Genomic DNA, 24309 nt, shown 5'->3' on the forward strand with positions numbered 1-24309 from the left:
AGTAATAACCTCAATTAGCTCTTTCAATTTTAGAGAGAGCTAGCTGAGGTTTATTTTTTTCCTAATTTCACTATAGCTTTCCACAGATTCGTCATGGCTCCGTTCAATTCTGGTGAAACCTTGCTCCAATAAATAATTACACCATAAAGTAAAGTAACACCTGCCGAACGATACACTATATCTATCACTGTTCTGAATTTATTTCCTCCCAAAGTTGGCAACAGGCTTATAACAAAACCAGCTACAATCATTATAAGCAGAACTTTGGGTATGTCAATCGTGAAAGGCTGCATACCCAGTTTCCACCATACAAATGCATAACGTACAGCGTTATAATAAATAGTAGATAACGCCAGCGCAAAAGCAGCACCGTTAATGCCATACATCGGAATCAGCAACCAGTTCAGAAATACCGTCAGCCCTATCAGGCTAATCATAATGTAGGTGTCATACTTATAGTAAGGCGAAAGCGTCAGTATGGTGCCGTTTAATCCCGTAGCCAGGTCAAATAATTTACCTAAACTCAATATAATTATTACCCACTTTCCTTCTTCATAACCTGCTGGCAAAAACGCAAACAAATTGTCAATATTTAGGTAAATACCCAGAAAAATCCAGCAACCGACAATCAGCGAAGTAGTACAGCTTTTGCGGTAAATGGTGTCAATGTTTTTCAGGTCATTGGCTGCAAAAGAGTCTACAATAATAGGTGCTGAGGCCTTATTGAGCGCCAGTAGAGACATGCCCATTACGCTACCAAAGAAGGCGGCTGTACTGTAAATACCGGTTTCCTCTAAGGTTGAAATCTCTGCCAGCATAATTTTGTCGATGTAAAGGATAATCATCGACGAAAAACCCGTCAGAATTGTAAGTATGCTGTAGGTGGCAAACTGTTTGATAAACTGGGGTGTCAGCAACGAAAAATCCGGTTTTAATGAAAACCCATCCAGTTTTGATGCCTTCCATATCATGGGTATAACATAAAAAGAAAAGGCCAGTACCCATACCCAGATATATTGTGCGAAATCGAGCACATGGAAAACCACCAGAAACGATGAAGCCAGCAGCAGGAAGCGTTGTAAAAACTGCGACAGGAAAGTGCCAGTTACGGTTTCATACAGGTTTTTGGCATAATTATCAAACAAGTTGAATAGCAGCGTGGCAAATGTAATGGGTAACAGAAAATAGAAATTGTCGGCCAAAAGATTGTTTTCACCTTTACGGGCAATCATCCAGTCTTTTAGAAAATATACGCCTATGCTGCAAAAAAGAAAACCTGTAATGCCAACAGCAAGCCCCAGAAACAAAAAACCGTTATGCCCTTTTTTGGCATCTCTGAAACGAACAAAAAACCGGCTCCCCGCGGCATTAAAGCCCAAGGACGAAAGCTGAACCATTACATACATGTAAGAAAGTAATACCTGTAGCAAGCCTATTTCTTCTTTTTTAAAGAAATTAGGAAAAACAAAAAACCAGGAAATAAAGCCAACCAATACCCCTGCATAAGAGAAGATGGTGCTGATAAAGGCCTGTTTTTTTATGACATTCATAAATATTTATTTAACACTTATAACATTACTGATGGCACTCTCATTATTGAGTCTATCAAGTGCAGTAACTACATATACGTATGATTTCCGCGACTCATAATTTTGGTCAATATAGCCCGGTTTGCCTTCGTTTCTTACAATTGCCAGAATTTTCGCCGGGTTATCCAGATTCATTTTTTCATTTTTGTCGAATCTATATACAACAAATGCCTTTATTTCGTCGCCGTCTTTTGCTTTTGCCGAAGGTAATTCCCAGGTTATAGATACGCCAAGGTCGCTGGCTTTCAGGGCTTTCAGTTTTTCAGGGGCGTTGGGTGGTATGTTGTCTTTCCAGGGCATAGCCGGGGGTAGAGCCGGATAAGCATAAAGATTTCTGACTGAATCGGCTACCGATAATTCGTTCTTGCTCAAAGGTTTTGCACTGAAATAAATACTGCCGGAAATCTGCGGTTTTGCCCGGTTATACCTTATTTGCCTTGCAATCTGGTCGGCTTTCTCCCAGCCTGGTTCATTGCTGCCAGCTTTTACACGATAAACCGCATGGCCAATATACAAATGTCTTCCAAACGCATTTTTGGTCCACCAGTCTGTCAGGTTTTGGTAGGGCACCTTACCAAACTCAAAACTAAAATATACCTGTGGGGCTATGTAATCAATCCACCCGTTTTGTATCCACTTTTTAGTATCGGCATACAGATTGTCATAAGAAGACAGCCCTCCGGCAGTTGCAGAACCACTGGCGTCGGCAGATACGTTTCTCCATACTCCAAACGGACTTATACCAAACTTTACTTTGGGCTTAATTGCCCTTATACCTTCACTGATAGACTTAACGGTTAAATCAACGTTGTTGCGTCGCCAGTCTTCAATATTTTTAAAACTCCCCTTGTACTTTTTAAAAGTGGCTTCGTCTTTCAGTTTTTCATTTGCCGCCGGGTACGGATAAAAATAATCATCGAAATGAATACCGTCTACTTCATAATTCCGCAAAATATCCAGCACCACATTTGTAATATAAGCCCTCACTTCGGGTATGCCCAAATTAAATAGTTTCTGCTTGTCATAAGTCAGAAACCACTCCGGCTTTGTAATAGTAATATGGTCTTTAGTTATGCTTTTAGATGCCTTGTGGGTGCCTCTGTTCATATTCAGCCAGGCATGAAACTCCATGTTGCGCTGGTGCGCTTCGTCAATCATAAAGACCATTGGGTCGTAAAACGGAGCCGGAGCTTTACCTTGTGTGCCTGTGAGCCATTCAGACCACGGCTCTTTACTTTGGGCATAGAACGCGTCTGAGGCTGCTCTTACCTGCACCAGCACGGCATTCATTCCGTAGCTTTGCTGTTTATCGAGCATGGTTCTGAACTCCTGTTGCTGTGCATTTGTTGGTAATCCTTTGCGAGAAGGCCAGTCGATGTTATCGATGGTGGCCACCCATACCGCCCGGAATTCGCGCTTAGGCCCCGGAGACCTTGAAATATATTGCTGGGTGATTTTGGTACTGCAACCGCTCAGGAAAGCATAGATAACCAGGAAGCAGGCAATTTTTTTCAGAATCATCAAAAGCGGATATTGAAATTTTATTCAAAAATAGATAAAAATTTAACCCAACGGCTAATTTTTGTTACTTTTGCTATGTTTTGCAATAATGTTAGACTATTAGCATTATTAATGGTAGAAAAGCCTTAATATTATCTGCTTTTTTATGAAATCTCTTTTGCTGGGATTTGTATCACTCAATTTACATTAATTATTGTGAAAGAATACGGAAGTAACATTCAGAAATTAACCGAGTACATTGTCAGTCTGCCAGACAAAGACCAGCGTACTAAATATGCCCATATATTGATAGAATTGATGCGCCAGATTCACCCTAACATGCGTGAAGGCATCGACTATTCTAAAAAACTGTGGGATGACCTCTACGTCATAGCCAATTTTGACCTTGATGTTGACAGTCCGTTTCCACCCCCTCCGAAGGAGATACTAGGTAAAAGGCCCATGACAGTGCCTTACAACCAGCATCCTTTGAAACACCGTTTTTATGGCCGCAACCTGGAGCTACTGGTGCTGAAAGCCATGATAACCGAAGACTTTGAAGACCGCAAGGCCTTTATTTCATACATGGTGCGTCTGATGAAAGGTTTTTACCAGACCTGGAACAAAGACAGCATTGAAGCCGAAGATTGCCTGCAACAGATTCTGGAGTTGTCTGGCTTCAGATTCCAGCGAGAAATTGATGAATTACGGCGTGACGGGCTCATGGAGTCGTCGCCTAAAGATGGTAACGGTAGCCGCCAGCGTATACCACAACCCCAACAGGCCCAGGGGCACTCACGCGATAACCGCGACCGTGGCGACCGCAATAACCGCAACAAGAATTTCAATAATGGCGGAGGCTATAAAAACAATAACAACAACAATAGCAATAACAACAAACGAAGAAGATAGAAGAAGGGGAGACCTTTCGGAACGCAAGATATTTCTACTATATGGCATCTTTCAAGATTACAGGAGGTAAAAAACTACAAGGAGAAATTATACCGCAGGGGGCAAAAAACGAGGCATTGCAGATTGTATGTGCTGTGTTGATGACCAAAGAACCTGTGACCATCCATAATATTCCGGCTATCAGAGATGTAAACAAACTCATGGAGTTACTGGAAGACATGGGCGTGCGCCGCGAAAAAGTAGGCGAGGGCTCGTATCGTTTTCAGGCTGATAACGTGAACTTTGATTATTTCGAGACCCCTGAATATAAGGAGAAGGCCTCTGCCTTGCGTGGGTCTATCATGCTTCTGGGGCCTATGCTGGCTCGTTTTGGCAAAGGAAAGGCACCACGCCCGGGTGGTGATAAAATAGGCCGCCGGCCGCTGGATACCCACTTTACGGGGTTTCAGAAACTGGGCGCCGAGTTTATTTATGACCCGAACGACGCGTTCTATACCGTTGAGGGTGGCAAAATGAAAGGAGCTTATGTGTGGATGGACGAGATTTCGGTAACCGGAACCGCCAATGTGCTGATGGCTGCCGTAATGACCGAAGGCACCACCACCATTTATAACGCCGCATGTGAGCCTTATCTGCAACAGCTAAGCAAAATGCTGAACAGCATGGGCGCCAAAATAAGTGGTGTGGGATCCAACCTGCTTACCATTGAAGGTGTAAAAGAACTGCACGGCTGTGAGCATACCATGCTGCCGGATATGATTGAGATTGGTAGTTTTATTGGCCTGGCAGCCATGACACAATCTGAAATTACGATTAAAAATTGCCGCATACCTGAGCTGGGGATTATCCCGGATGTGTTCAGAAAACTGGGCATACAGATGGAGTTCAGAGGAGATGATATACATATTCCGGCACAGACACATTACGAGATAAGTTCTTTGATTGATGGCTCTATTCTTACCATTTATGATGCGCCATGGCCGGGTTTCACGCCCGACCTGATTTCTATTGTACTGGTAACGGCCATTCAGGCCAAAGGAACGGTGCTGATACACCAGAAGATGTTTGAGAGCCGCCTGTTCTTTGTTGATAAACTGATTGACATGGGCGCACAGATTATCCTTTGTGACCCGCACCGTGCCAACGTAATAGGTCTGAACCGCGAGCATAAACTCAGAGGCATCCGTATGACCTCCCCTGATATACGTGCAGGGGTATCGCTACTGATTGCAGCGATGTCTGCCGAGGGAACGAGCATCATCGATAATATAGAACAGATAGACCGTGGGTATCAGTTCATAGACAAACGCCTGAACGCAATAGGGGCGGAGATAGTGAGGATTTAAGAATTGAGTGAATGAGTGACTTAGTGAATGAGTAATTTAATCGTAAATTGCCAATTAGTGGCCGCCCCTGCGACGAATAATCGTGTTACCTAGCGCATTGGTGTACATTGTGGCTTTAGTAATAAAAATAATCACTAAATCAATCATTCACTCAATCACTAATTTTTTTCTGCTTGGGTTTTGAATTGTAATTGTTAACTCATACCTTTGCAGTCCCAATTCGATTAATACCGTAGTACATGCCCAGATGGCGGAATCGGTAGACGCGTTGGTCTCAAACACCAATGCCTGCAAGGGCATGCCGGTTCGACTCCGGCTCTGGGTACTTTAAAGAGGTTTAGATAATTTTAACGAATTGTTTAGACCTCTTTTTTTTGTTTGGTATTCTTTGTAAATTGTGATATGAGTAACAAGTAGCCATTAAAGATTTACTAAATAATAAACTTATGAGTACTGCAGAGATTTTATATGAACAATACAAAGTTCTGCCCATAAAGGTACAGAAAGAGCTAAAAGCACTTATTATTGCTGATAGTGAAGAAACGGTTTCAGTTGCAATTAAAAGTTTAAAAAAAGGGCTTAAAGAGGTTAAACTGCTGCGAGAAGGGAAAATAAAAGCTCGTCCTATCTCAGAACTTTTTAAAGAACTGGAAAATGGCAATTGAAATTCAAACCCTTGCCAAATTTGATAAAGAGTTTAAAAGACTTGCCAAGAAGTATAAGTCATTGCCCAATGAACTAAGGGCATTATCCAATACTTTAATAGAAAATCCTAAGTTGGGTACTAATTTAGGAGCAGGGCTTTTTAAGATACGGTTAGGTAGTTAGAGCAAAGGTGGTGGCAAAAGTGGAGGATTTCGTGTGATAACCTATTTTATTGAACGCCATCAGGATATGGAGTTTGTTTATTTAGTTACCATTTATGATAAGTCGGAGGAGGAAAATATTACAAAAAATGAACTGCTAAAAGTTATAGAAAGAGGTATTGAGTAAATTGGTAAAAGAAATATTACAGTAGTTTGAATTTTTATGTAATAGAATCGGTAGACGCCTTGGTCTCAAACATCAATGCCTGCAAGGGCAGGCCGGTTCGACTCCGGCTCTGGGTACTAACCGGAACTTAGATGATTTTTCATCAGAAGTTCCGGTTTTTTGTTGAGCTAAAGTGCTGTTAATGTGATAGATAAGTGATGCAACTTCATTGATTTGGGTGGTTCGACAATTATTTTCTGAAAACTCAAGTTTTTGAGGGTAAATCGAACCGATGATTTCCCTCTTACTATTTATGTCGGCTTTTTGATAAATTTCGCCCAAGTTTGAGAGAACTGAAATAACTTTTTCAACCCGGAATTCAAGATTCAGCGTATTCTGATTTTGTTTAGTAGCCTCTATTAGTCTTGCCTCCAGTTTCAGCAGTTGATCTTCGGCCTCACTTCTGATGCTCTTGTAATCTTTAGCATCCAAAATAGAAGACAAAAGTAGTTCCCTAGCTTTTGTTAATCGGTTATTCTGTTTTTGAATTTCGTCCAAAACTCGCTTTTTTTCATTTTGTTGGTTTTTTATCTGACTGGAGAATTCTCCAATAACCAATTCTCTGAAGAGGCAGATAGTGGCTTTTCTGGGTTTGAATTTTTGAAGTTCACGAAGAAAGGCTTCATTCACTAAAGGGGCTGAATAGCGTACTCCACAAGATGCGCGACAGTGATAATAAGAATAGCGTGCATTCCTTCCCTTGGATGCACTTGCTGTTAACATCTTTCCGCATTTGGGACATTTTAAAAATCCCCTCAGCTCAAATGCATCATTGGATAATTCCTTCACATTAGGGCGTTGTCGCTTTCGTCTTCCGTCAATAGCATCCTGGATATCATAGAACAGCTTTTCGGATATCAAGGCTTCATGCTGCTCATCTACTAGCCTGGCTTTTTCATCACGATACGCTTTCAATTCAATTTTTCCAAAATAAACCGGATTTTCAAGAGCTCTCCGAAAAGAGGTTTTTGAACATTTCAAGCCTTTTCGGACTGCTCGCTTACGAACTTCTTCCAGAGCGTAGATTCCCGTAGCAACTTCTTCAAAAGCCTGTTTGAGTAAATCTGCCTGAGGCTGATCGATGGCAATATACTTTCTTCCTGATTCAGAAATTCGGTTGATATATCCTACAGAAGCAACGCCCATGTATCTTCCTTCTTTCTGGGCCCTTCTCATACCATCGATTGTGTTGAGAGCCCTCCGGTCATTCTCGACTTCCGGTGCAGCTAGGTAGAACGCTAGCATCATTTTATTTTCAGGGATAGAAAGGTCAAGGGGTTGTTCAATGGCTTGTGGCTCTACACCTAATTTTCTCAAAATGGCAATCATGTGATAGGCATCGCCAGCATTCCGGCTGAAACGGTCCCATTTGGTAAAGAGTACTAGATTGACCTTTCCTTTTTGTTTTTTGAGGTCGTCAAGAAGACCTTTCCAAGCCGGGCGCTCAAAAGTCTTTGCCGAATAGTCTTCAAAAACAACTTTCCTGATTGAGATCATGTTGATCTCACAGTATTTACGTAGCATCTCCTCCTGTACACGTTGAGAATAACCTTTATCGGCCTGCTCATCGGTGCTGACCCTGATGTATAAATCTGCTATTTTCATGATACTTCCCTGAGGCTAGTCGTTGATTTGGCAGGAATAAGCCCTGTCAAACATTTATTAATTACGATATTAATCAATTTTTGGGAGAATTCCAATATTTTTTCGGCTTGGTGAATTGTAAGCTCAATCCCTTCTTCTTTGAATATCTCCATGACCCGTTGAACCGGGAATGTCTTTTTTCCAACTTCTTCCATACCCCTCATGTTTTTCTAAAAAATAAATTCTGCTACCCTGGTTTTTCTTTAAGGATGGTTCATAATGAATGTATCCGAAGTCACTAAGATCCCTTACACTCTTAAAATAGGTTGCAGGAGATGAAATTTTAGCGATCTGCATAATCTCATGGCTAAACACAATAACCGGATTTATCAAATCCTTTTTTTTCCAATATTGAAGCAATGCAGCATAAATACCAATATGGGTAATACTGATGCGGGGATCCTTTTCAATCGCCGAAAAGAAATCAGATAAGGGTTTCAATATTTCCGTAGCTTCAACCATACTTTAGTGGTATACTTTCATCCCGTTCCGTTTGATCTGCACTTGTTGCTCGTTGACCTTATGGGTAACTTTCAAAGCCTCCATGGTTTTGTTGCCCATAGCCGTAGAAAGCGTTATTTTCCTGGAATGTTCATCATAAATATTCACTGAATTGAATTGAGGATTGGCCTCAATATAATACCGATACTCTCTACCATCACGAAGGAAACTTACTGCCTCCCGAATACCTTGCTTTAACCTATCCAGTAACTGATTGGCTGTATCCTTTTCTTGCAATTCTTTTATGGGCAAATCCAGAAGTACCTTATGGAGGTCATATCCGAAAGAGGAATGAAATACTTTTACCCGGTAATTGCTCTGTGCATCCTTATCATTAAAGTCGAGTTGAATCCAGCGATCCTCTTTTTGAATGGCACGACCTTTCAAGAGTTGGTACGCAAGGTTAACGTCCATGCTTTCCTTTAGCTCAAAGTAGTGTTGCCTCGCTGCACCGGTCTGAGTGTCATCGTACAACTTTGTCTGAAAACCAGTTAACTGATAATTCTCCACCTGATCCCTGGAAAAAGTAAGATGATGTTGCATCCTTTCTTTTTCATTGGCATAATAAGATAAGGGAATAGAAAACTGATCCTGGCCCTGCTTTAGCTGTTCCTCTAACTTAGAAAAAAGGTTAGGAAAACCAGCCTGTTGTAATTGTACCAGTAAAGACCGGCTGTTTTGTTCAATACCCCTTGCCCTTGTATCTTTGAGAATGAAAGACTGTTCCCGTAGAGGAGTTACCAGTAGTCTGCGAAACAGGCGAATAAAGAGGTTAGGGTACAGTTGTTTTTCCATCCTCCTGCTTTCCTGCGATAATATATGTAAGGCGAAGCGCTCGTCCGGGTCATAAGTGCCTTTGTACTTTGCTGCTACACGTTCATAGTAATGCAACTTTTCTCTTAACAAAGTCCCGTTGGTTGAAAGACTAAAGGAGAACAGTTTACTGAAACGTTCTTCCCGGCTTCGCCATTGGTTCAGCTCCATTTCTACCCGGTTTTTCATGCTTGTACTATTTTCAAGGTTTCAGCATTGATTCAGAATGCCTGAGACTGTTTTCTCTTTTTTCGTTTAGAAGCCTGGTGGACTTCCGGGCCATCCTCATCACCGGCTGATTGCTTCTCTTTCTTACTATCCTGATTAGCATACTGTCTTTCTCCTATAGTTTGTTTTTCTATCTTGGCCTGCCGGTTATCCAACCTTTGCATGTTACTATCATAAATGTGAATGGTCTTGAATTGCGGACTGGCCTCGATATAATGTTTCTGGTCCGTTCCTTCCTTCTGAAAGGTTACCGATTGAAGATTACCTTTTTTCAGCGACTCAATCAGATTATTCTTAAATTCTTCATGGGTCAGTTCCTTGATGGGATATTTTGCTAAACTTGCTTCAAGGTCATATCCATAGTTCTGGTGATAGTGCTTCAGCTTGAAGTTGCCATTTTCACTGCTCTGTTTGAAGTCCATCTGTATCCAGGCGTTAAAAACCTGTCCTTCTTTATTAGTCAGATCTTTATTCACAGCCCTGCCACTCATGAGATTGTAGGCCTCTTTGAGCGCAATACTATTACCCTTATTGATATAGAAGTGTTGCTCCATTTTTTCTGAAGCCCCTTCTTTTTGTAAACTGACCTGATAGGAATTAAAAAAATATAGGTCACTTTGTTTAGACTTACTAAAATTTAATTCCGAATTTACCGTATCATTGCCATACTGTGTATAATGGTGGAGCTTAAACTCCTGCGTGCCCTTTTCAATCGCCGTTTTCAGTTTATCTTCCAGGCTTTCTCCGAAACCTGTGAACTTGATCTGGTCCCGCAGGTATTCAAAATTTTTCTGATTCATGACTTCCATCTATTTAGCGTTTAAAAGTGATTTAATCGGATGTGTATAGTCCCTTAACAGGCTTAGCCCGGACAATGGTCTTGTTTTGTACCTTTAAGTCCAGATGTCTGCCTCCATTCTTTTCCATGAGCTGTATCGCCAGGTACTTCTTGTCGGGAATGGTGAATTTAGGGAGTGCAAAAACGACTACCTGCTGAGTCTTCCCTGAAATCCTATCAATATTGCCCTCTACATATACAGGCTTTATCTCTATTTCCTGCGAGGCGGTTCGTTTAGCTTTTTTCTGGTCGCGGATGAAAAAGCGTAACTGGTCAACATCAAAGCCGAGATTTGTGTCATTCTTCAATTTTAGCCGATAATAGATGATATTATCTCTGATAAATAGCCCGTCTAGTAACAGCGTAATTCCAAACTTCCAATCCCTTTTTCTGGTCGTTTTTCTATCAGAATTGGCTATCACACCCACATCTAACCGAACTTCTGCTGCATTGATTATTTCGGAAACAAACTGTATAGTTCCATTTGTCTGGTTCTCCGTCGCTATCGAAAGATTTAATAATGTTGGACTATCGGCATAGTTTACCGTAAAAGAATATAGTCTGCCATCTGCTGTCACAACCGTTAGATTCGTTTCCTCGAAATCTTGTTTTGCGGCTTTTAATTGAAGGATATTCTCTATTCCCCCCGCTTTCTGAACTAATACTTCTTTGCTCCCTCTATCCACACTTTTGATAGCATAGGGAAAAACAATGTTCGTTGTTTTAGCATATGTAATCTGCAATTCCCTGGAAGGAATGCTTTGGTCAGATTGTTGCGCATGTGCATTTATATAAGTGAGAAATACGCCTACATACATAATTCTTGCTACACTAACTGTTCTCATCTTAATGAACTTTTAAGTTTTAAAATAATTAATTCTGTTTCTGTTTTTCGTCATACAAAAGCACCTGGTATCCTGCTTTCACCGTAACCTTGACTAACTTTATTTTTCTGCTTAGTAAGGATTTTGCAGCCTGAACTCCGGCAGTGGCTGCCTGTGCTTCCCACGAAGAATCCAACGAACTCAGACCTATGGTCTGAATCGACCGGTCAGCAGATTCTTTGGCCACATCACGATTGATAGCTCCCGGAATATAAATTCCTGCCAATCCATCCAGATCATAGACAGACAAGTCAACCCGAAAGAGGGATTGATTGTAGCGTAGGCTATTAATCTGTATTTCCAATCTTTCTCCATTCAATTGTGCCGTTCCGAATAGAAAATTATCTTTAGGAATAATCACACCATTGATGACCACATCATTAATCAATCTGAGTTTTACTGTTGAGCCATTGACTAGTGTCTGGTTTTCGTGGATAACGGCTTCAATTGCATTCTGAACATTCTCTCCTGTATAGGTGTCGGTCAGTGAATAGAAACCATTCGCCATCCGATTATTCTCACCATCCGTACTGAGTAGGGAAACAGGGAGTTCCTTCGCAGTAGTTGTGACTGGGTAAACACTTCCTTTTTGTTGTGCAGTATTTTCACTTGACCTTTGCTGAACCCGTTCTGGATGCTGAATGTCCAGAATCGTTTCTAATACACTGTTAATCTGTTTCATTTCCTCATCCTCTTTTCCCGGATCAGTCATCGTCTTCATCATTTGTTCCAGGCGATCAATATCTGCTGAATGCATGCTGTTACCTGAGTTTCCAACAAATGAGGGAGATACATAAGGATTAGGTAAACTAGGACTGGAACTATCGTTTAACTCCCGATCCAACTGTGCAAGCTTCTGGTAGATTTTTTCTTCATTTGCGTCATTGTATCTGGTATGGCTGTTCAGGGAGGTGTTTAGAGCGCCTGCTATTAAAGTATCTTTCTTGCCATTGAGCGCTGATTTCCTGTAATTGGGATCGTTTTTCATGAGCTCTTTGAGTTTTGCCGAATCTGCCTGTGCCTGATTATAAAAATCAAGTTTGGTCAGTGCATGGTCATCTTTCAGCGTTGCATAAGGTAGGTCCAATAGGAGACCGGTTTGCAAGGAACTTTGCGCGCTGCTTTGCTGAACTTTTCCTCCACCAAATGCCCAAAATATCAGTGTGATGAAGGGCAGAATTAATACAGGCAGTACCATAAAGAATTGACGCTGCCTGAGCATTCTCGGTGATTTGACTTGTTTTTTCATAATTAATCTGTTTTTAAAGGTTTGTTTAATGGCTTATCTGCGTTCGGCCGCTTGTAATACTTTTCGATAAACAGTACACTGTCCATTAATCCCGGACGGTACAGAAGGATGCTGTCATGCACTTTCTTTCCGGATGGGCTGGCTGCAAGGCTGTCCATATGCAGCCTGAAATGATGAATACGCTCATATTCCCCAGGAGGCAGTTGAAAAAACGGCTTGGAAGCAGCCTCTCCGGTTTAACTGAAAAACAATAACCTGTGTATCGGATAAATCGAAAAAATAACACGCCCTTTGGAAAAGATGCTATCGATGATGAGGTAACAATTGTAACCGCCTGCGACAAGGATGAACAGTGCCAGTGCAATCAGCCAATGGCGGCGTTTGAAATTTGATGTACGTTTTGACATCCAGTTTGCCCAGTCCTTCTGCAGGGTTCGGGCTGAGTATTTTGCCTTTGAAGAAGCATCATCACTCGCTTGTGAGACTGGAGGCTGCATCCGTTTTCGTTTAAAAGATAATCCCATGATTGTTTTAGTTTTATCGTCTGTTTTCAGTTTTCAAATCGCGGTTTTCAATCGTATTCCACCTTTCAATTAGAAATCCATGTGGATTGTTATCACTTCGGGATACATTCCTTAACGCTCCTTCTGTGGTCAGGCTCCGGGTCGTAATGCTGGTCGGTCGGATAATGCTCTGGGTGCCGTAACACCTGAAATGATAGGGATATTCGCTGATATTCACCGCCACGCTGTCTACCCGGATGGTCTGATTAATGTTACCGGAGATAAGTCCGGAATAAAATCCGTTCTCTTTCAGGTTATCATAGACCCGTTTGGCACTTTCATCGGCCAGATACAAAGCTCTCGTTACATTCGCCTTAATGACTTTATCGTCCGGATCCAGTGTAAAAAAGTACTGATGAAAGGTTTTTACATGGTCTCTGGCTTCAACCGGAATATTGTCTTTCCGCTCCGATGCGTAGGCTTCCAGTGCTTTCCCGTTGGCAAGGATATAAATCCTGGCCTGCATCTGTGAAACCAGACCTAAGCTTTTGTAAACGGTAAATCCGCATACAGATACACATCCAAAAATGACCAGCATGGTAAAGCCACGAACGTAACGGAATGCCGTATCTATATTTTTCATTTTTCGAAACATGGTATGAATATTTAAAATGGTTTTAAGAATTACCCTTAATCCTGTCACCTATATACGTAGAAGATTTGCCTTCTCTGACAGCACTGGAATCCGGTTGACTGCTTCCGGCTATATTTTGGTATAAGTATCCGGCAGTACCGGCCATCGTACTAGCGGCCATGCTTACTCCGGCAGAAGTAGTATTGACAGCACTTCTGGATGAACTGCTGAAAAGACTGGTGACCCGGTGCGAGAAAGCTCCGCCACCACCTGCATGAACGATATAATTGGCCACAGAAGGAACCGTAAAGTAGCCGACAATGCCGATAATCAAAAAGACGATGTAGGCCATATCAGTCCGACTGAAAAAAGTATCCCCGTTCTGATTAATCTGGCTCAAATCCAGTTTGAGCATGCTTTCCTGAATCTTCCCGATAATGCTGCCAAATATATTGGCGACAGGAAGCCATAAAAAGATATTGATATACCGGGCAATCCAGGCAGTCAATGTGTGTTGGAAACCATCAAATACAGCAATCCCGAAAGCCAGGGGGCCAATGATGGCTAGAACCACTAACTGGAAAGTTCTTAATGTATTGATGCACAAAGCTGCTGCCTCAAAGAGGATTCTGAGTATTTCACTCAACCATTCCTTGACTGAATTACGGAAATTGTAAGACGCCTTGGACATCGCAAATTTGATGTCATTCCCTACGCTGTCAAAGATGCCTTCTCCTTCCGGACTAGCGCCATCATGCGTATATTTATACCATCTGTCCCGATCCCCCTGCCCGTTTTCACCCACATACATTTGCCAGGCGCTGGTTTTCTTAATGGCTTCTTCTTTTCTTTTTAAAAGTACTGAAATGGCTTTGTCTGAATCCTTTACCATAGAGGCTGTAGCAGTAACCGTCGGTTTCATCACTCCGTTGATCATCGCCAGAACAGAAGGGAAAATCATGATACAGAAACCGACTACAAACGGTCGGAACAGTGGATAGAAATCAATCGATTCCGCATTCACTATATGCCTCCAGATTCTGGAGGCAATATACCAGGTAGCCGCAAAACCGGCGATAGATTGGCCTACCCTGATGAGCCTGCTGCAAAGCGGCATCATCTCATTATACAGCTGGTCAAGCACAGCATGTAAACCATTCATTTCATTAGCCAGCCCTTGGGCCTGACAAATAAAGGGCAATATCAGCCCTGCTGCTGCCATGCAGACAGCCCTTCTCCACTTTGCCATTCTGTATTTTTTTTAATTGTTTATGCCATAGATGTGCTGAATGGTTTTTACATCATTCTTTTCCTTAGCCCTTTGTACGGCCAGTAAGGTTGTATTACTGTTGAAATCGCGAAGGAACACGAGCTTATCCTGCATGTCCTCAAATATCCGATCAATGGCTTTCAGGCGTTCATCATCACTCATCCGCATCTTGCCCGCCGTAATGACACCAGTCAGTTCGTCCAGATTCCGAAGGCTTTGCTTCAACAGGTTATCATAAATGCCGGTGATATAGGCCAGTTCCTCCTGCGTAAAATGAGTAACCTGCCGGAAGCGACCCAGAGCATCCTTGTATTCTTTAACGAGGATAATCTGGTAATCAATGATGTCTGCCACTCGCTTATACTTCCTTACTGCTGGACTTACTGCCAGCAATCCGTCTAAGAATGCCTTATGAATCTTGAAATTCCCTTGAGCGATGTTAATAACTGTATTATATCCACCAGTGAGTATTTCATAGCCTTGTTTCATTTGCTTGAGAATCGAACGGAATTGCCTGAGCTTTTCCAGGTTCAAAAGTAATTGAGCAATTTCATCGGCCTGAGCAGATGCTTTTTGTACCGGAAGTATGGCAAAAGCAAACAGCAGGCATACCATAACCATCATTCTTTTCATGTTAATCAATCGTTTATGCCGTGGAGGGCACGGCTGGTGTTTAAATCATTTTTCTCCTGGAGACGACCGGCCGCCATTGTTTTTGTTTCACCGGAAAAGCTTTGTGAAAAAGTATATTTATCCTGCATGTCTGAAAACAACTTGTCAATCCTTGCCATACGCTCATCGTCTTTCATCTCCAGTTTCCCGTTGGTCGTGACAGTGATTAGTTCATCCAGCATCAGCCCACAATCATCAAGCAAGCGGCTAAATACTCTTCTGACATAGTCAAGTTCTTCTACCGTAAAAGCATCATTCGCCGTAAGTACCTTCAGCAATTTACTGTACTCCTGTACAATCTTTCTCTGAAGGTCAACCGTTTCTGCGATACGGACATACCTCTTTACTTCAGGGTTTACCGTTTTTAGCGATTGAAAGAAGGCATCATGCAGGTTAAATTCTCCGCGTTTAAAAGAGCTGATTGTATTCAGCCCGTCTCTGGCAATCCGATATCCTTTCTTGACATATTCCAGATAAACCTGATTGGCTGCAATCTGAAGAACCAGGTATTCTACCTGTGTTTTCTTTTGGTTGACCCATTCTTTCATTTTCTGGGCATTGCTCACGGATACCGTAGAAAGCAGTATACACATGAGTATCTTCATTCTTTTCATGGCTATTTCTTAATTTTTGTTTTTTTTCAAATGAATTAAGGCAGTCCGTAGAGTTTTTTGATTGCCTCCACGTCATATTGTGTTTTGGCTCTTTGTAGGCTTAACAGGATATTTTGCCTGTTAAAGATTTTCAGTTCATCGTAATTCTTATCCACTTGGTCGGCTGCCTGATTGATGATTTCCAGGCGCTTGGCATCCGCCATCTGGGTAGTAAATGATTTGACAATCAGAGAGATCAAGTCAATATTTTTAAGGCTTTCTTTCAGAATACCGGTATAGACCTTCGCCATGTATTCAAGTTCATCCGCAGTAAAATTTTTATCCTGCCTGAAAAGCCCCCAAGCCTTGTTATATTCCTGCAACAGCTTCGCCTGCTTCTGCGTAATATCCCTGATGCGTTGGTAATACGCAATGATGGATTTTACTTTCGCCAGCTCTTCATAGTATTTCCGATACTGTTCTTTTTGCTTTTCCGTCCAGTCCGCAATTTCATCCAGCTTCATTTTAGAAAGTATATTTTCCAATTCTTTCTGAGCATTCTGAAGCCAGATGGTTTTATTCTGGAGCCGTTGCAACATGAGGTCAACCGCTTTGATGACTTTCACTACTGCCGCCTTAATTATTTTCGCAATGGAGGCAGGAATAGCAGCCCGGGTCTGTCCAACCGGAGCCAATGTCAGGCCCAGGCAAAGCGAAAGGGTCAGAATTTTCATGTATTTTCTCATCGCTGGTGATTGTTTAACTGTTTCTTAGGTCCTGTGACATCGCTGCAATTCCCTTACGGATATCTCCGCCGAATTTATCGGCATATTCCAACAGTTTTATCTTCTCGGTTTGCTCTGTGGTATAGGCCAGATATTCTTCGAGGCTCACCTCCGTACGGTACACTTTACTCACGAGTCCTCCCAGGCTGATAAAGACTTCTTTATACTTTCTGGTGGGATCATTGGCTTTATTGACCGACAGGACAAGTGCCTTTTCCTTTTCAGTCAGTCCTAAAAGCTCCTGTATCTGGTCAAACTTATTCTGATACTTGCTCTGATCAAGCAAAATCTTGCAATCAGAGTTGTTGATAATCGCCTGCTTGACTACCGGAGAAGAAATGATGTCTTCGACCTCCTGAGTGACTACAATCGCCTCACCAAAGAACTTACGGACCGTCTTAAATAGGTATTTGATATATTCAGCGAAGCCTTCTTTCATGAGTGCTTTCCAAGCCTCTTCAATTAATATCATCTTACGGATTCCCTTCATTTTTCTCATTTTGTTGATGAAGACTTCCATAATAATGATGGTTACTACGGGAAAAAGTATTGGGTGATCCTTGATATTGTCCAGTTCAAAGACGATGAAGCGCTCCTGTAAAAGATTCAGGTTTTCTGCAGCATTTAACAGATAATCAAACTCACCTCCCTCATAATAGGGCCTGAGTACGTAAAGGAAATTATCTACATCAAAGTCCTTTTCCTTCACTTTATCATGAGTCAGTACCGGGACGTACTCATCCCGCAAGAAATCATAGAAGGTATTGAAACAGGGAAAGCACGTATCATATTTTTTCAAATAATCATAATAGCCTGTAATGGCATTAGAGAGGGCCACATATTCCGAACGTTTGAAGACCTCGTCATCCTTTTTCCAAAGGGCAAGTAAAAGGGTTTTGATGCTTTCTTTTTTTTCGGTGTCCAGACTGTCTCCTTCCCCGATAAAGAAAGGATTAAATCGGATGGGATTTTCTTCGCTATAGGTAAAGTAATACCCATTTACCATGTCACACAGACCCTTGTAAGAATGTCCTACATCCACCAGAACAATATGTGTTCCCTGTTAATAATAGCTCCTGACCATATGATTAGTGAAAAAGGATTTCCCACTGCCTGATGGACCTAAGATAAATTTGTTCCGGTTGGTGCAGACACCCATTTTTATTGGCTCATCACTGATGTCTACATGGACCGGCTTTCCTGTCAACCGGTCACCCATGCGGATACCTATAGGACTTACCGATGAACGGTAGCCTGTTTCCAGGTTCAGAAAGCAGGTGGCCTGTTCGGCAAACGTATCAAAGGTGTCGTTGAGTGGGAAATCAGCCGCATTGCCTGGAATACCCGCCCAAAAGATCTGCGGAGCCCCGATGGTTTCCTGCTTGGCAGCCGCATCCATTTGAGCCAGGGCTGAAGAAACCATATTCTTCAGGTTTTTGAGTTCCTCTTTCTCCGGTGTCCAGACCAATACATTGAAGTGTGCCTTTACGGGTAGCCGTTGCTGACTAATGGCTTCATTCAGAAAATCATTGGTAGCATCTCTTGCAATCATGTTCTCCCGACTATATGCGGCCAGAGACTGCAGCCGTAAACGTTTGCTTTCCAGTTTCTGAATAGTCTTCTGGGCATCTTCAATAAAAATATACTGGTTATACAGGTGATTGCAGGGAAGCAATTGTCCAAGGGTAGCAGCGAACCCGACACTAAACTTGGTCCGGTCGGTTGAATAACGGTCATAGTTGATTCGGCTGCCGCAGAGTGCAGGCAGGTCGGCTGCATCACCCAAGGTATATAACTGGCAATGTCTTTCGCCTACCCGCAATCCATCCGCAAAGCTGATATCATTCATGACAAAGCTGTCTTGTTTTTCAGCCAGAAAACAGTACTTTTCAATCAGTCCAAGTTTACGGTGCTGGCTTGTCAGGTCTTTCTCTTTGAGACGTATAAGCTTCACGAAACCACTGTCCTCCAGAATCCGTTTGAACTGTCCGGTACTGTCCAGAAAGTCCTGGAGTAACTGAGGGTTCAGGGTTTCCTCGGGGACAATGGTTTTTTTCAACAGGCTGGAAAAGAGCGAACTGGCCGGTTTCCTGGCCATTGGTTTTTTGGTCAGTAGGATATAGCAGGTATGATCCAGAAAAGGTCGCTCGTTAAAAAAGCGTTCACTGCTACGGGTTAAAAAACTGGTATCTTCTTTGGTAAAATCAGGACTGTGTTTACTTTCCAGGAACCAATCCTGTTTGTGAAAGATAGTAAACATAGGTAGCACCTTCATAGCCTTGATCCAGGTCTGATGAAAGGCCTCATACTCCTGATCCGAGAGCGTAAATATTTCCGGCAGTTCTACCTTAAAAGCTACCGTTATATCCCCCAGTTTGCTTAGGATACAATCATTCTCTACATCCATAATAGGTAAAATATCTTCCAGCACTCTTTCCATCTCACTTATATTTTACGATTACTACTGTTAACTATTATGTATTATTTTTTCAGTTTTTTTAGAAAAACTTTACGACTGTTACACCTGATGGATGCTGGTACCTGTTTACGGGCCAGTGCTTTCATCAATCCGTGTTCGCCATATTTACTGCTCATGCCATAAATCTGAATAATCAAAGCCGCACCTGCGGCTCCGACGATGCCCACACAAAATAGGGAAGGCAGACCGATAAAATATAGGATCGCAAAGATGATCAGTAAGATTACCAGTCCACCGCCCAGATACCAGATATATTGGGCTTTCAGTCCTTTGAATTCAATGCTCTGGTTAATTCCTTTATTGATTTGATAAATGCTGTTAGCCATAGCTTTCAATTTTATAATCTCATTCTACTTTTTATGCGCTGCATTTCCACAGGCTCCTGGAGGATTTCTTTCATTACCGGATGTCCGTTTTTACTTACCGAAGTATTGAATAGCACCATTTCACTGGTATGTCTATGTCTGGTGGTCTCCTTCACATTTTCTGTCTCGTTATTGCCCTCCTGCTGCTTCCTGAGCTGGCTTTCCTGTATCTTGATTATGATTTGTCTTTCCAGACCTGAAAGCTCGTTTTTAATGTCCTGTAGCTCCAGTTCTTTCAGAAAAGGCTTTAAGGTGAGCTGCTGTAGTTTTGGTATTTCATTTTCCATTTCATTGATTGTCCGGGTATACTTTTCTTTTAAACTCTCTACCCGATCTATCGCATTCAGAAAGTGCCGGGCTGCCAGTTTTGGGTTATCCGTATTTGGTATGCCACCGTTATAGGTGTATTTAATGCCGCTTTCCTCACGGGTTGCGTAGAAACTGTTGGAATGACGGAACTCGAACAATCCGTTTTCCTCATAAGCCTCTCTTTGCCAGCGGATATACAAATCAAACCCATACAAGCTACCGATTTTTTGTTCTGGTTCATCTGCATATTTCGGTTTCCAACCTTTGTACAAATCAATAATATATTTACCAATAGCCTCACTATCTGTGCTGTTTAGATCGGTAAGCCGAATAGGATTGGCTTTAGTACCATCTTTATCGAACCTGAGTTGTTCTTTATATAAGTCTTCATCACCCGATAGTTTTTCCAGAGTTTTTGAGGCGTTAGCCTTCTCATTCTGGAGGTTTTCCAATTGATAGCGACTTCTGGTTACTTCCCTGTAATGAGCAACCTTCAGACTTTCCATCACAGCTATTTTCTTTTCCAGCTTGCTTTTTTCAAGCAGTGAGGTGTCGCCGGAAAGTATGGCAATGTATTCAGAGAAGTTCATACCGCTTTTCTCATCTACAGCCCCTTCATCAATAGTTCGCACGTTCAACTCACAGTTTTTCATTTGGGCAATGAAAGTCTGTTTGTTTTTCAACAAGTTGAACTTATAGTTATCCAGCGATTGCTCTACGGCATAAATGAAGTTCCGTACCTGATTATCATAATGCATTTTAGCAATCAGATTACCTTGTCTGGCTCCTCGCCCGTTCCTTTGCTCCAGTTCAGAAGGTTTCCAGGGTATATCCAGGTGATGCATGGCTACAACCCGCTGCTGTACATTCAGTCCGGTTCCTGCCTTTTCCGTGCTGCCGAGCAGGATTCTAATTTCGCCCCGGTTCATCTTTTGGAAAAGTTCCGGTTTTTGCTTATCCGACCAGTCATGGATATAGGTAATATGTGTAGACGGGATTGCAAAATCCCGTACCAGTTTTTCTTTCAGCGCATCGTATATATTGAACTCCCCTGTTTTAGGAGTACCAATATCCGAAAAAACGATTTGTGTGCCTTTGTGTTCTTGTGTTTGCCGGTATATCTCCGCTATTTTCCGGGCGCAGGTATTGACTTTGTTGTCAGGATGGTCAGCATACCTTAAATTATTAATTAACCGCATATCGGCTGCCATTTTCTTGGCATAGTTCGTGGCTATCAGCATCCGACCTTTGTCCTCTTCAGGTGTCAATCTGCCTCGTCCAATCAATTCACCATCACCTGTTTTCGCAAACTGCATGAGGTTTCTGATGAATTCACTTTGTTCAGGAGTAGGCGGAATATTTACAAGTGACTCCTTAAGTTCCGGTTTATCCAGGCTGATATGTTTGGCTGTTTTATAATCAGTGACCTCATTATAGAATAAGGCGAGTTCAGGAACTTTGATAAAGTGTCTGAATCGCTCTTTGGCAATGATCTCATTGGTGACGCTGAATTCGAAGTCAGTAGTCTTCCTGGCAAATACTGCTGCCCAACCATCAAAATTTTCTATTTTTTGACGCGCCATTTCTTTGGGCCTCAGGTATTTAAACAAAAGGTACATTTCAGTAAGGCTGTTGGAAATAGGCGTACCGGAAAGAAAGGTTACACAGAGGTCTGCTTTGAACTTATCCTGAAGTGTCCTGACGGCAAACAGCATATTAAGCGCTTTCTGACTTCCCTCCATATTACCTAGTCCGGCCACTCGGTTATGCCGGGTAGTGAAGGTTAGATTCTTGAATTTATGAGATTCGTCGACAAAAAGATGATCAATGCCCATGTCTTTAAAAGTGATGCCTCGATCTTTTTTCTCTTCTATGTCCTTTAGAAGCCCTTTGAGCTGTCCTTCAAGGTTATTCTGCCGGATTTCCAGCCCTTTAAGCATCTTTTTGGAAATTTCTCCGCCTAAATCATGCAGGGTTTCCAGATCACGCTTGACATGATCCAATTCAGTCTGTAAAATTTCCTTTTGGATGTCAGCAGACTGTGGGATTTTGCCAAACTGATCATGAGTAAGGATAATGCAATCCCAGTTATTATTCTTGATTTCATGGAAAAGCCTTACTCTTTTTTCAGGTGTAAAATCTGGTTCTCCCGGAGCTAATATTCTTGCTTGAGGATAGGCTTTTCTATAAGTTTCAGCAATTTGATTTACGTTGGCCTTTAAGGCCAGAATCATAGGTTTATGCACAATTCCCAATCGCTTCATTTCCTGTGCAGCAGCAATCATAGTCAGCGTTTTTCCCAAGCCTACCTCATGGTCAATCAAAGCTCCCCGATTCTGAATAATCCGCCAGACTGCATTTTTCTGAGAGCTGTATAAATCTTCTATTCCTAAGGCCTTTTTGTCTATCCCTGGGAAACTCAGATGACTACCATCATATTGTCGGAGTACATAACAGTTGAAGATATCATTGTAAAGATTTTCAATCGTTTTTTTATCTGAATCAGGAAGCTCTTTCAGCCAATCAACAAAACCATTTCGCATCTGTTCAATCTTTTGGTGCGCCAGTTGGATGGCTTCATTGTCAGGTACACGGATGGTCTTACCCTCCCCAATGGATACTTCATTCGTAAAAAAGGGAGTGGTATTTTCAAGGGCGTTTTCAAGTAAGGTATAGCCATAAGTTGTCCGGCCATTCTTAGGCGTTACCGCATATTCCCGATCCACTTTCGTATTATGCCCTGTACTTACCTTAAAAGTGTCCAGAGATGGGAAGTAGGTTATTCCTGTAGGTAATTCGAAAAACTGTCTGGCAAAATCTTCATAATACTTCGTAGGGATCCAGCGTTCACCAAGATTAAAATCCAGTAATTCAAAGGGAATCCGTTCTGGCTGCACTTTCCCGATTGCTTCCAGACTCCGCTGGTATTGTGTATTTTCCGGCTGGATTTCAATGGCTTGTTCTGCGTGTTTTAACTTTTCAACCACATTGCCACTTAGATATTGGTCCGCCGTTTCCCAGTCATGAATGGCAGGATTGAGGTAAATATGATTACCCAAGAGATGGATAGTTTCGTTTTCACCTAAACGCATGGCCGCACTGATAAATGCTATATCCACCTTACCGGTATCATTCAGACTGTGGGTCAGCGCTTCAACCGGGTCTTCTGTCGTGAAGCGTTCTTTGTGCTGTACAATAGAACCAGTCAGTATATCCGCCTTGACAAAGTGTTCACCTGACCTGCGTTCCAGAGAAGACAGCAGTGTCATTCCGAAGGCGGTATCTTCTAGTACCCGTCTGCGATTCTCCGGAATGTTCAGAATACCGTTTTGGTTAACAAATCTATCATAAGCCTCATTCAGGCTTGCCCTTTCCGCATCACCGATAATTGTTCCGGAAAGTTCTTTTTCAGACAGATCCAGGTAGCGGTCTCTCAAAGAAATGTATCCTTCATAAAACGCCTTACCTGATTGCAGAGGTAGTTCCTGGAATACGGCTTGCCTAAATTCATTGTCCGGATTTTCAATTCTGCCGATTTTGCCCTGATGTAAAACTAAAGTGCCCTCTCTATAAAAGGGTTTCATGAGCTGATAGAGCTCCTGAGTCGACTCTTGAAAATTGAAATGCCTGTTGAGGGTTTGGTCACCTTCGTGTATGTAATGATGATCGAAGTCTTTAAGTTTTCCAGTTATAGCTGAGAGTTCATGCCCGAGCAGCCGGGCATCCATCCAGTTGGCAGAAAGCGGTTGTATTTCCTTTACATTGGCATAGAGTTTATACAAAAAATAGTTGCTGCTCTGGCGTTTCGCAGTAAGCAACACGACAGCCTCATGGCTGGGATTGTCTGCTGTACGAATGGTACTAATCAACCTGGCCGTATTTTTCTGCACTACCGTTTCATCCATTGAATTAATATAAGCCATTGCCCGATTCAGGTTTTCAAGCGGAGCGGTGTCAAACAGTCCTAATTGCAGCGATACTTTTTCTTCTTTATTTTCCGGCATAGCTAGATAACTCAGCTTCTTGCCGGTATTGGCTTTGATAAATTCTTTTGGCTTAAATGCCTTTTGATACAATGACTTATTAAAGTGTCTTTGCAGACCTTCATTCAGCACTTTACTGAGTTTGCTTCCGATGGCCACCATATCCCCATGCTGCCATAC

The 24309-nt window shown here is 42.1% G+C and carries 21 protein-coding genes, 1 tRNA gene and 1 pseudogene; 6 read left to right on the forward strand and 17 right to left on the reverse strand.

Translation table 11 applies throughout. The features are described 5' to 3' along the window. Window positions 1–50: 50 nt before the first annotated feature. Both MB380_RS04245 and MB380_RS04250 read right to left on the reverse strand, forming a co-directional pair. The gene (locus MB380_RS04245) at window positions 51–1550 is read right to left on the reverse strand and encodes a lipopolysaccharide biosynthesis protein (RefSeq protein WP_253533577.1); all 1500 of its coding nucleotides are present in this window, start codon (window positions 1548–1550) and stop codon (window positions 51–53) included. 6 nt (window positions 1551–1556) lie between these two features. Beyond that, window positions 1557–3110, reverse strand: coding sequence for a glycoside hydrolase family 10 protein (locus tag MB380_RS04250; RefSeq protein ID WP_253533578.1), 1554 nt, complete (start codon window positions 3108–3110; stop codon window positions 1557–1559). Window positions 3111–3305: 195 nt separating this feature from the next. Between MB380_RS04250 and MB380_RS04255 the strand changes: the two genes are divergently transcribed. The 6 genes from MB380_RS04255 to MB380_RS21895 all read left to right on the forward strand — a co-directional run bounded on the left by MB380_RS04255 (window position 3306) and on the right by MB380_RS21895 (window position 6340). Further along, window positions 3306–4001, forward strand: coding sequence for a DUF4290 domain-containing protein (locus tag MB380_RS04255; protein WP_101727477.1), 696 nt, complete (start codon window positions 3306–3308; stop codon window positions 3999–4001). Between the two features lie 41 nt (window positions 4002–4042). After that, window positions 4043–5347, forward strand: a complete 1305-nt coding sequence (murA, locus tag MB380_RS04260; RefSeq protein ID WP_253533579.1) for a UDP-N-acetylglucosamine 1-carboxyvinyltransferase — start codon at window positions 4043–4045, stop codon at window positions 5345–5347. Between the two features lie 241 nt (window positions 5348–5588). Further along, window positions 5589–5672: transfer RNA gene (locus MB380_RS04265), tRNA-Leu, on the forward strand. A gap of 121 nt (window positions 5673–5793) precedes the next feature. Then, window positions 5794–6012, forward strand: a complete 219-nt coding sequence (locus tag MB380_RS04270) for a hypothetical protein (RefSeq protein WP_253533580.1) — start codon at window positions 5794–5796, stop codon at window positions 6010–6012. Next, window positions 6002–6175, forward strand: a complete 174-nt coding sequence (locus MB380_RS21890; protein WP_310587366.1) for a hypothetical protein — start codon at window positions 6002–6004, stop codon at window positions 6173–6175. The genes MB380_RS04270 and MB380_RS21890 overlap by 11 nt, the downstream gene beginning before the upstream one ends. A 33-nt stretch (window positions 6176–6208) precedes the next feature. Next, a complete protein-coding gene (locus tag MB380_RS21895) occupies window positions 6209–6340 on the forward strand; it encodes a hypothetical protein (RefSeq protein ID WP_310587367.1) in 132 nt (43 codons plus the stop codon). A 72-nt stretch (window positions 6341–6412) separates the two neighbouring features. Here the strand turns inward: MB380_RS21895 and MB380_RS04280 are convergent, their stop codons facing one another. From MB380_RS04280 to MB380_RS04350, 15 genes and pseudogenes are all read right to left on the reverse strand, one after another. Continuing rightward, window positions 6413–7984, reverse strand: a complete 1572-nt coding sequence (locus MB380_RS04280; RefSeq protein WP_253533581.1) for a recombinase family protein — start codon at window positions 7982–7984, stop codon at window positions 6413–6415. Between the two features lie 123 nt (window positions 7985–8107). Next, window positions 8108–8485 (reverse strand): hypothetical protein, encoded by a 378-nt coding sequence (locus MB380_RS04285; protein ID WP_253533582.1) that lies wholly within the window; start codon window positions 8483–8485, stop codon window positions 8108–8110. Window positions 8486–8488: 3 nt separating this feature from the next. Continuing rightward, window positions 8489–9526, reverse strand: coding sequence for a hypothetical protein (locus MB380_RS04290; protein ID WP_253533583.1), 1038 nt, complete (start codon window positions 9524–9526; stop codon window positions 8489–8491). Between the two features lie 32 nt (window positions 9527–9558). Next, window positions 9559–10365 (reverse strand): hypothetical protein, encoded by an 807-nt coding sequence (locus tag MB380_RS04295; RefSeq protein WP_253533584.1) that lies wholly within the window; start codon window positions 10363–10365, stop codon window positions 9559–9561. A 31-nt stretch (window positions 10366–10396) separates the two neighbouring features. Further along, window positions 10397–11248: a conjugative transposon protein TraN gene (traN, locus tag MB380_RS04300; protein ID WP_253533585.1), complete on the reverse strand. Its 852-nt coding sequence runs from the start codon at window positions 11246–11248 to the stop codon at window positions 10397–10399. Between the two features lie 28 nt (window positions 11249–11276). Beyond that, window positions 11277–12536: a conjugative transposon protein TraM gene (gene traM / locus MB380_RS04305; RefSeq protein WP_253533586.1), complete on the reverse strand. Its 1260-nt coding sequence runs from the start codon at window positions 12534–12536 to the stop codon at window positions 11277–11279. A 236-nt stretch (window positions 12537–12772) separates the two neighbouring features. Continuing rightward, window positions 12773–13060 (reverse strand): hypothetical protein, encoded by a 288-nt coding sequence (locus MB380_RS04310; RefSeq protein WP_253533587.1) that lies wholly within the window; start codon window positions 13058–13060, stop codon window positions 12773–12775. A 13-nt stretch (window positions 13061–13073) separates the two neighbouring features. Then, entirely contained in the window at window positions 13074–13682 is a 609-nt protein-coding gene (traK, locus tag MB380_RS04315) for a conjugative transposon protein TraK (RefSeq protein ID WP_253533588.1), read from the reverse strand. Between the two features lie 34 nt (window positions 13683–13716). Then, window positions 13717–14922 (reverse strand): conjugative transposon protein TraJ, encoded by a 1206-nt coding sequence (gene traJ, locus MB380_RS04320; protein WP_253533589.1) that lies wholly within the window; start codon window positions 14920–14922, stop codon window positions 13717–13719. A 12-nt stretch (window positions 14923–14934) separates the two neighbouring features. Beyond that, window positions 14935–15576, reverse strand: coding sequence for a TerB family tellurite resistance protein (locus tag MB380_RS04325; protein ID WP_253533590.1), 642 nt, complete (start codon window positions 15574–15576; stop codon window positions 14935–14937). 5 nt (window positions 15577–15581) lie between these two features. Then, window positions 15582–16229 (reverse strand): TerB family tellurite resistance protein, encoded by a 648-nt coding sequence (locus MB380_RS04330; protein ID WP_253533591.1) that lies wholly within the window; start codon window positions 16227–16229, stop codon window positions 15582–15584. Between the two features lie 35 nt (window positions 16230–16264). Further along, on the reverse strand, window positions 16265–16954 hold the full coding sequence (locus MB380_RS04335) for a conjugal transfer protein TraI (protein WP_253533592.1): 690 nt from the start codon (window positions 16952–16954) through the stop codon (window positions 16265–16267). A 13-nt stretch (window positions 16955–16967) separates the two neighbouring features. After that, window positions 16968–19433: pseudogene (locus tag MB380_RS04340) on the reverse strand (TraG family conjugative transposon ATPase). A 41-nt stretch (window positions 19434–19474) separates the two neighbouring features. Beyond that, window positions 19475–19798, reverse strand: coding sequence for a DUF4133 domain-containing protein (locus tag MB380_RS04345; protein ID WP_253533593.1), 324 nt, complete (start codon window positions 19796–19798; stop codon window positions 19475–19477). A gap of 11 nt (window positions 19799–19809) precedes the next feature. Further along, a complete protein-coding gene (locus tag MB380_RS04350) occupies window positions 19810–24291 on the reverse strand; it encodes a helicase-related protein (protein ID WP_253533594.1) in 4482 nt (1493 codons plus the stop codon). Between the last annotated feature and the right edge of the window lie 18 nt (window positions 24292–24309).

It is taken from the genome of Emticicia sp. 21SJ11W-3 (assembly GCF_024138715.1).
Lineage (GTDB): Bacteria > Bacteroidota > Bacteroidia > Cytophagales > Spirosomataceae > Emticicia > Emticicia fluvialis.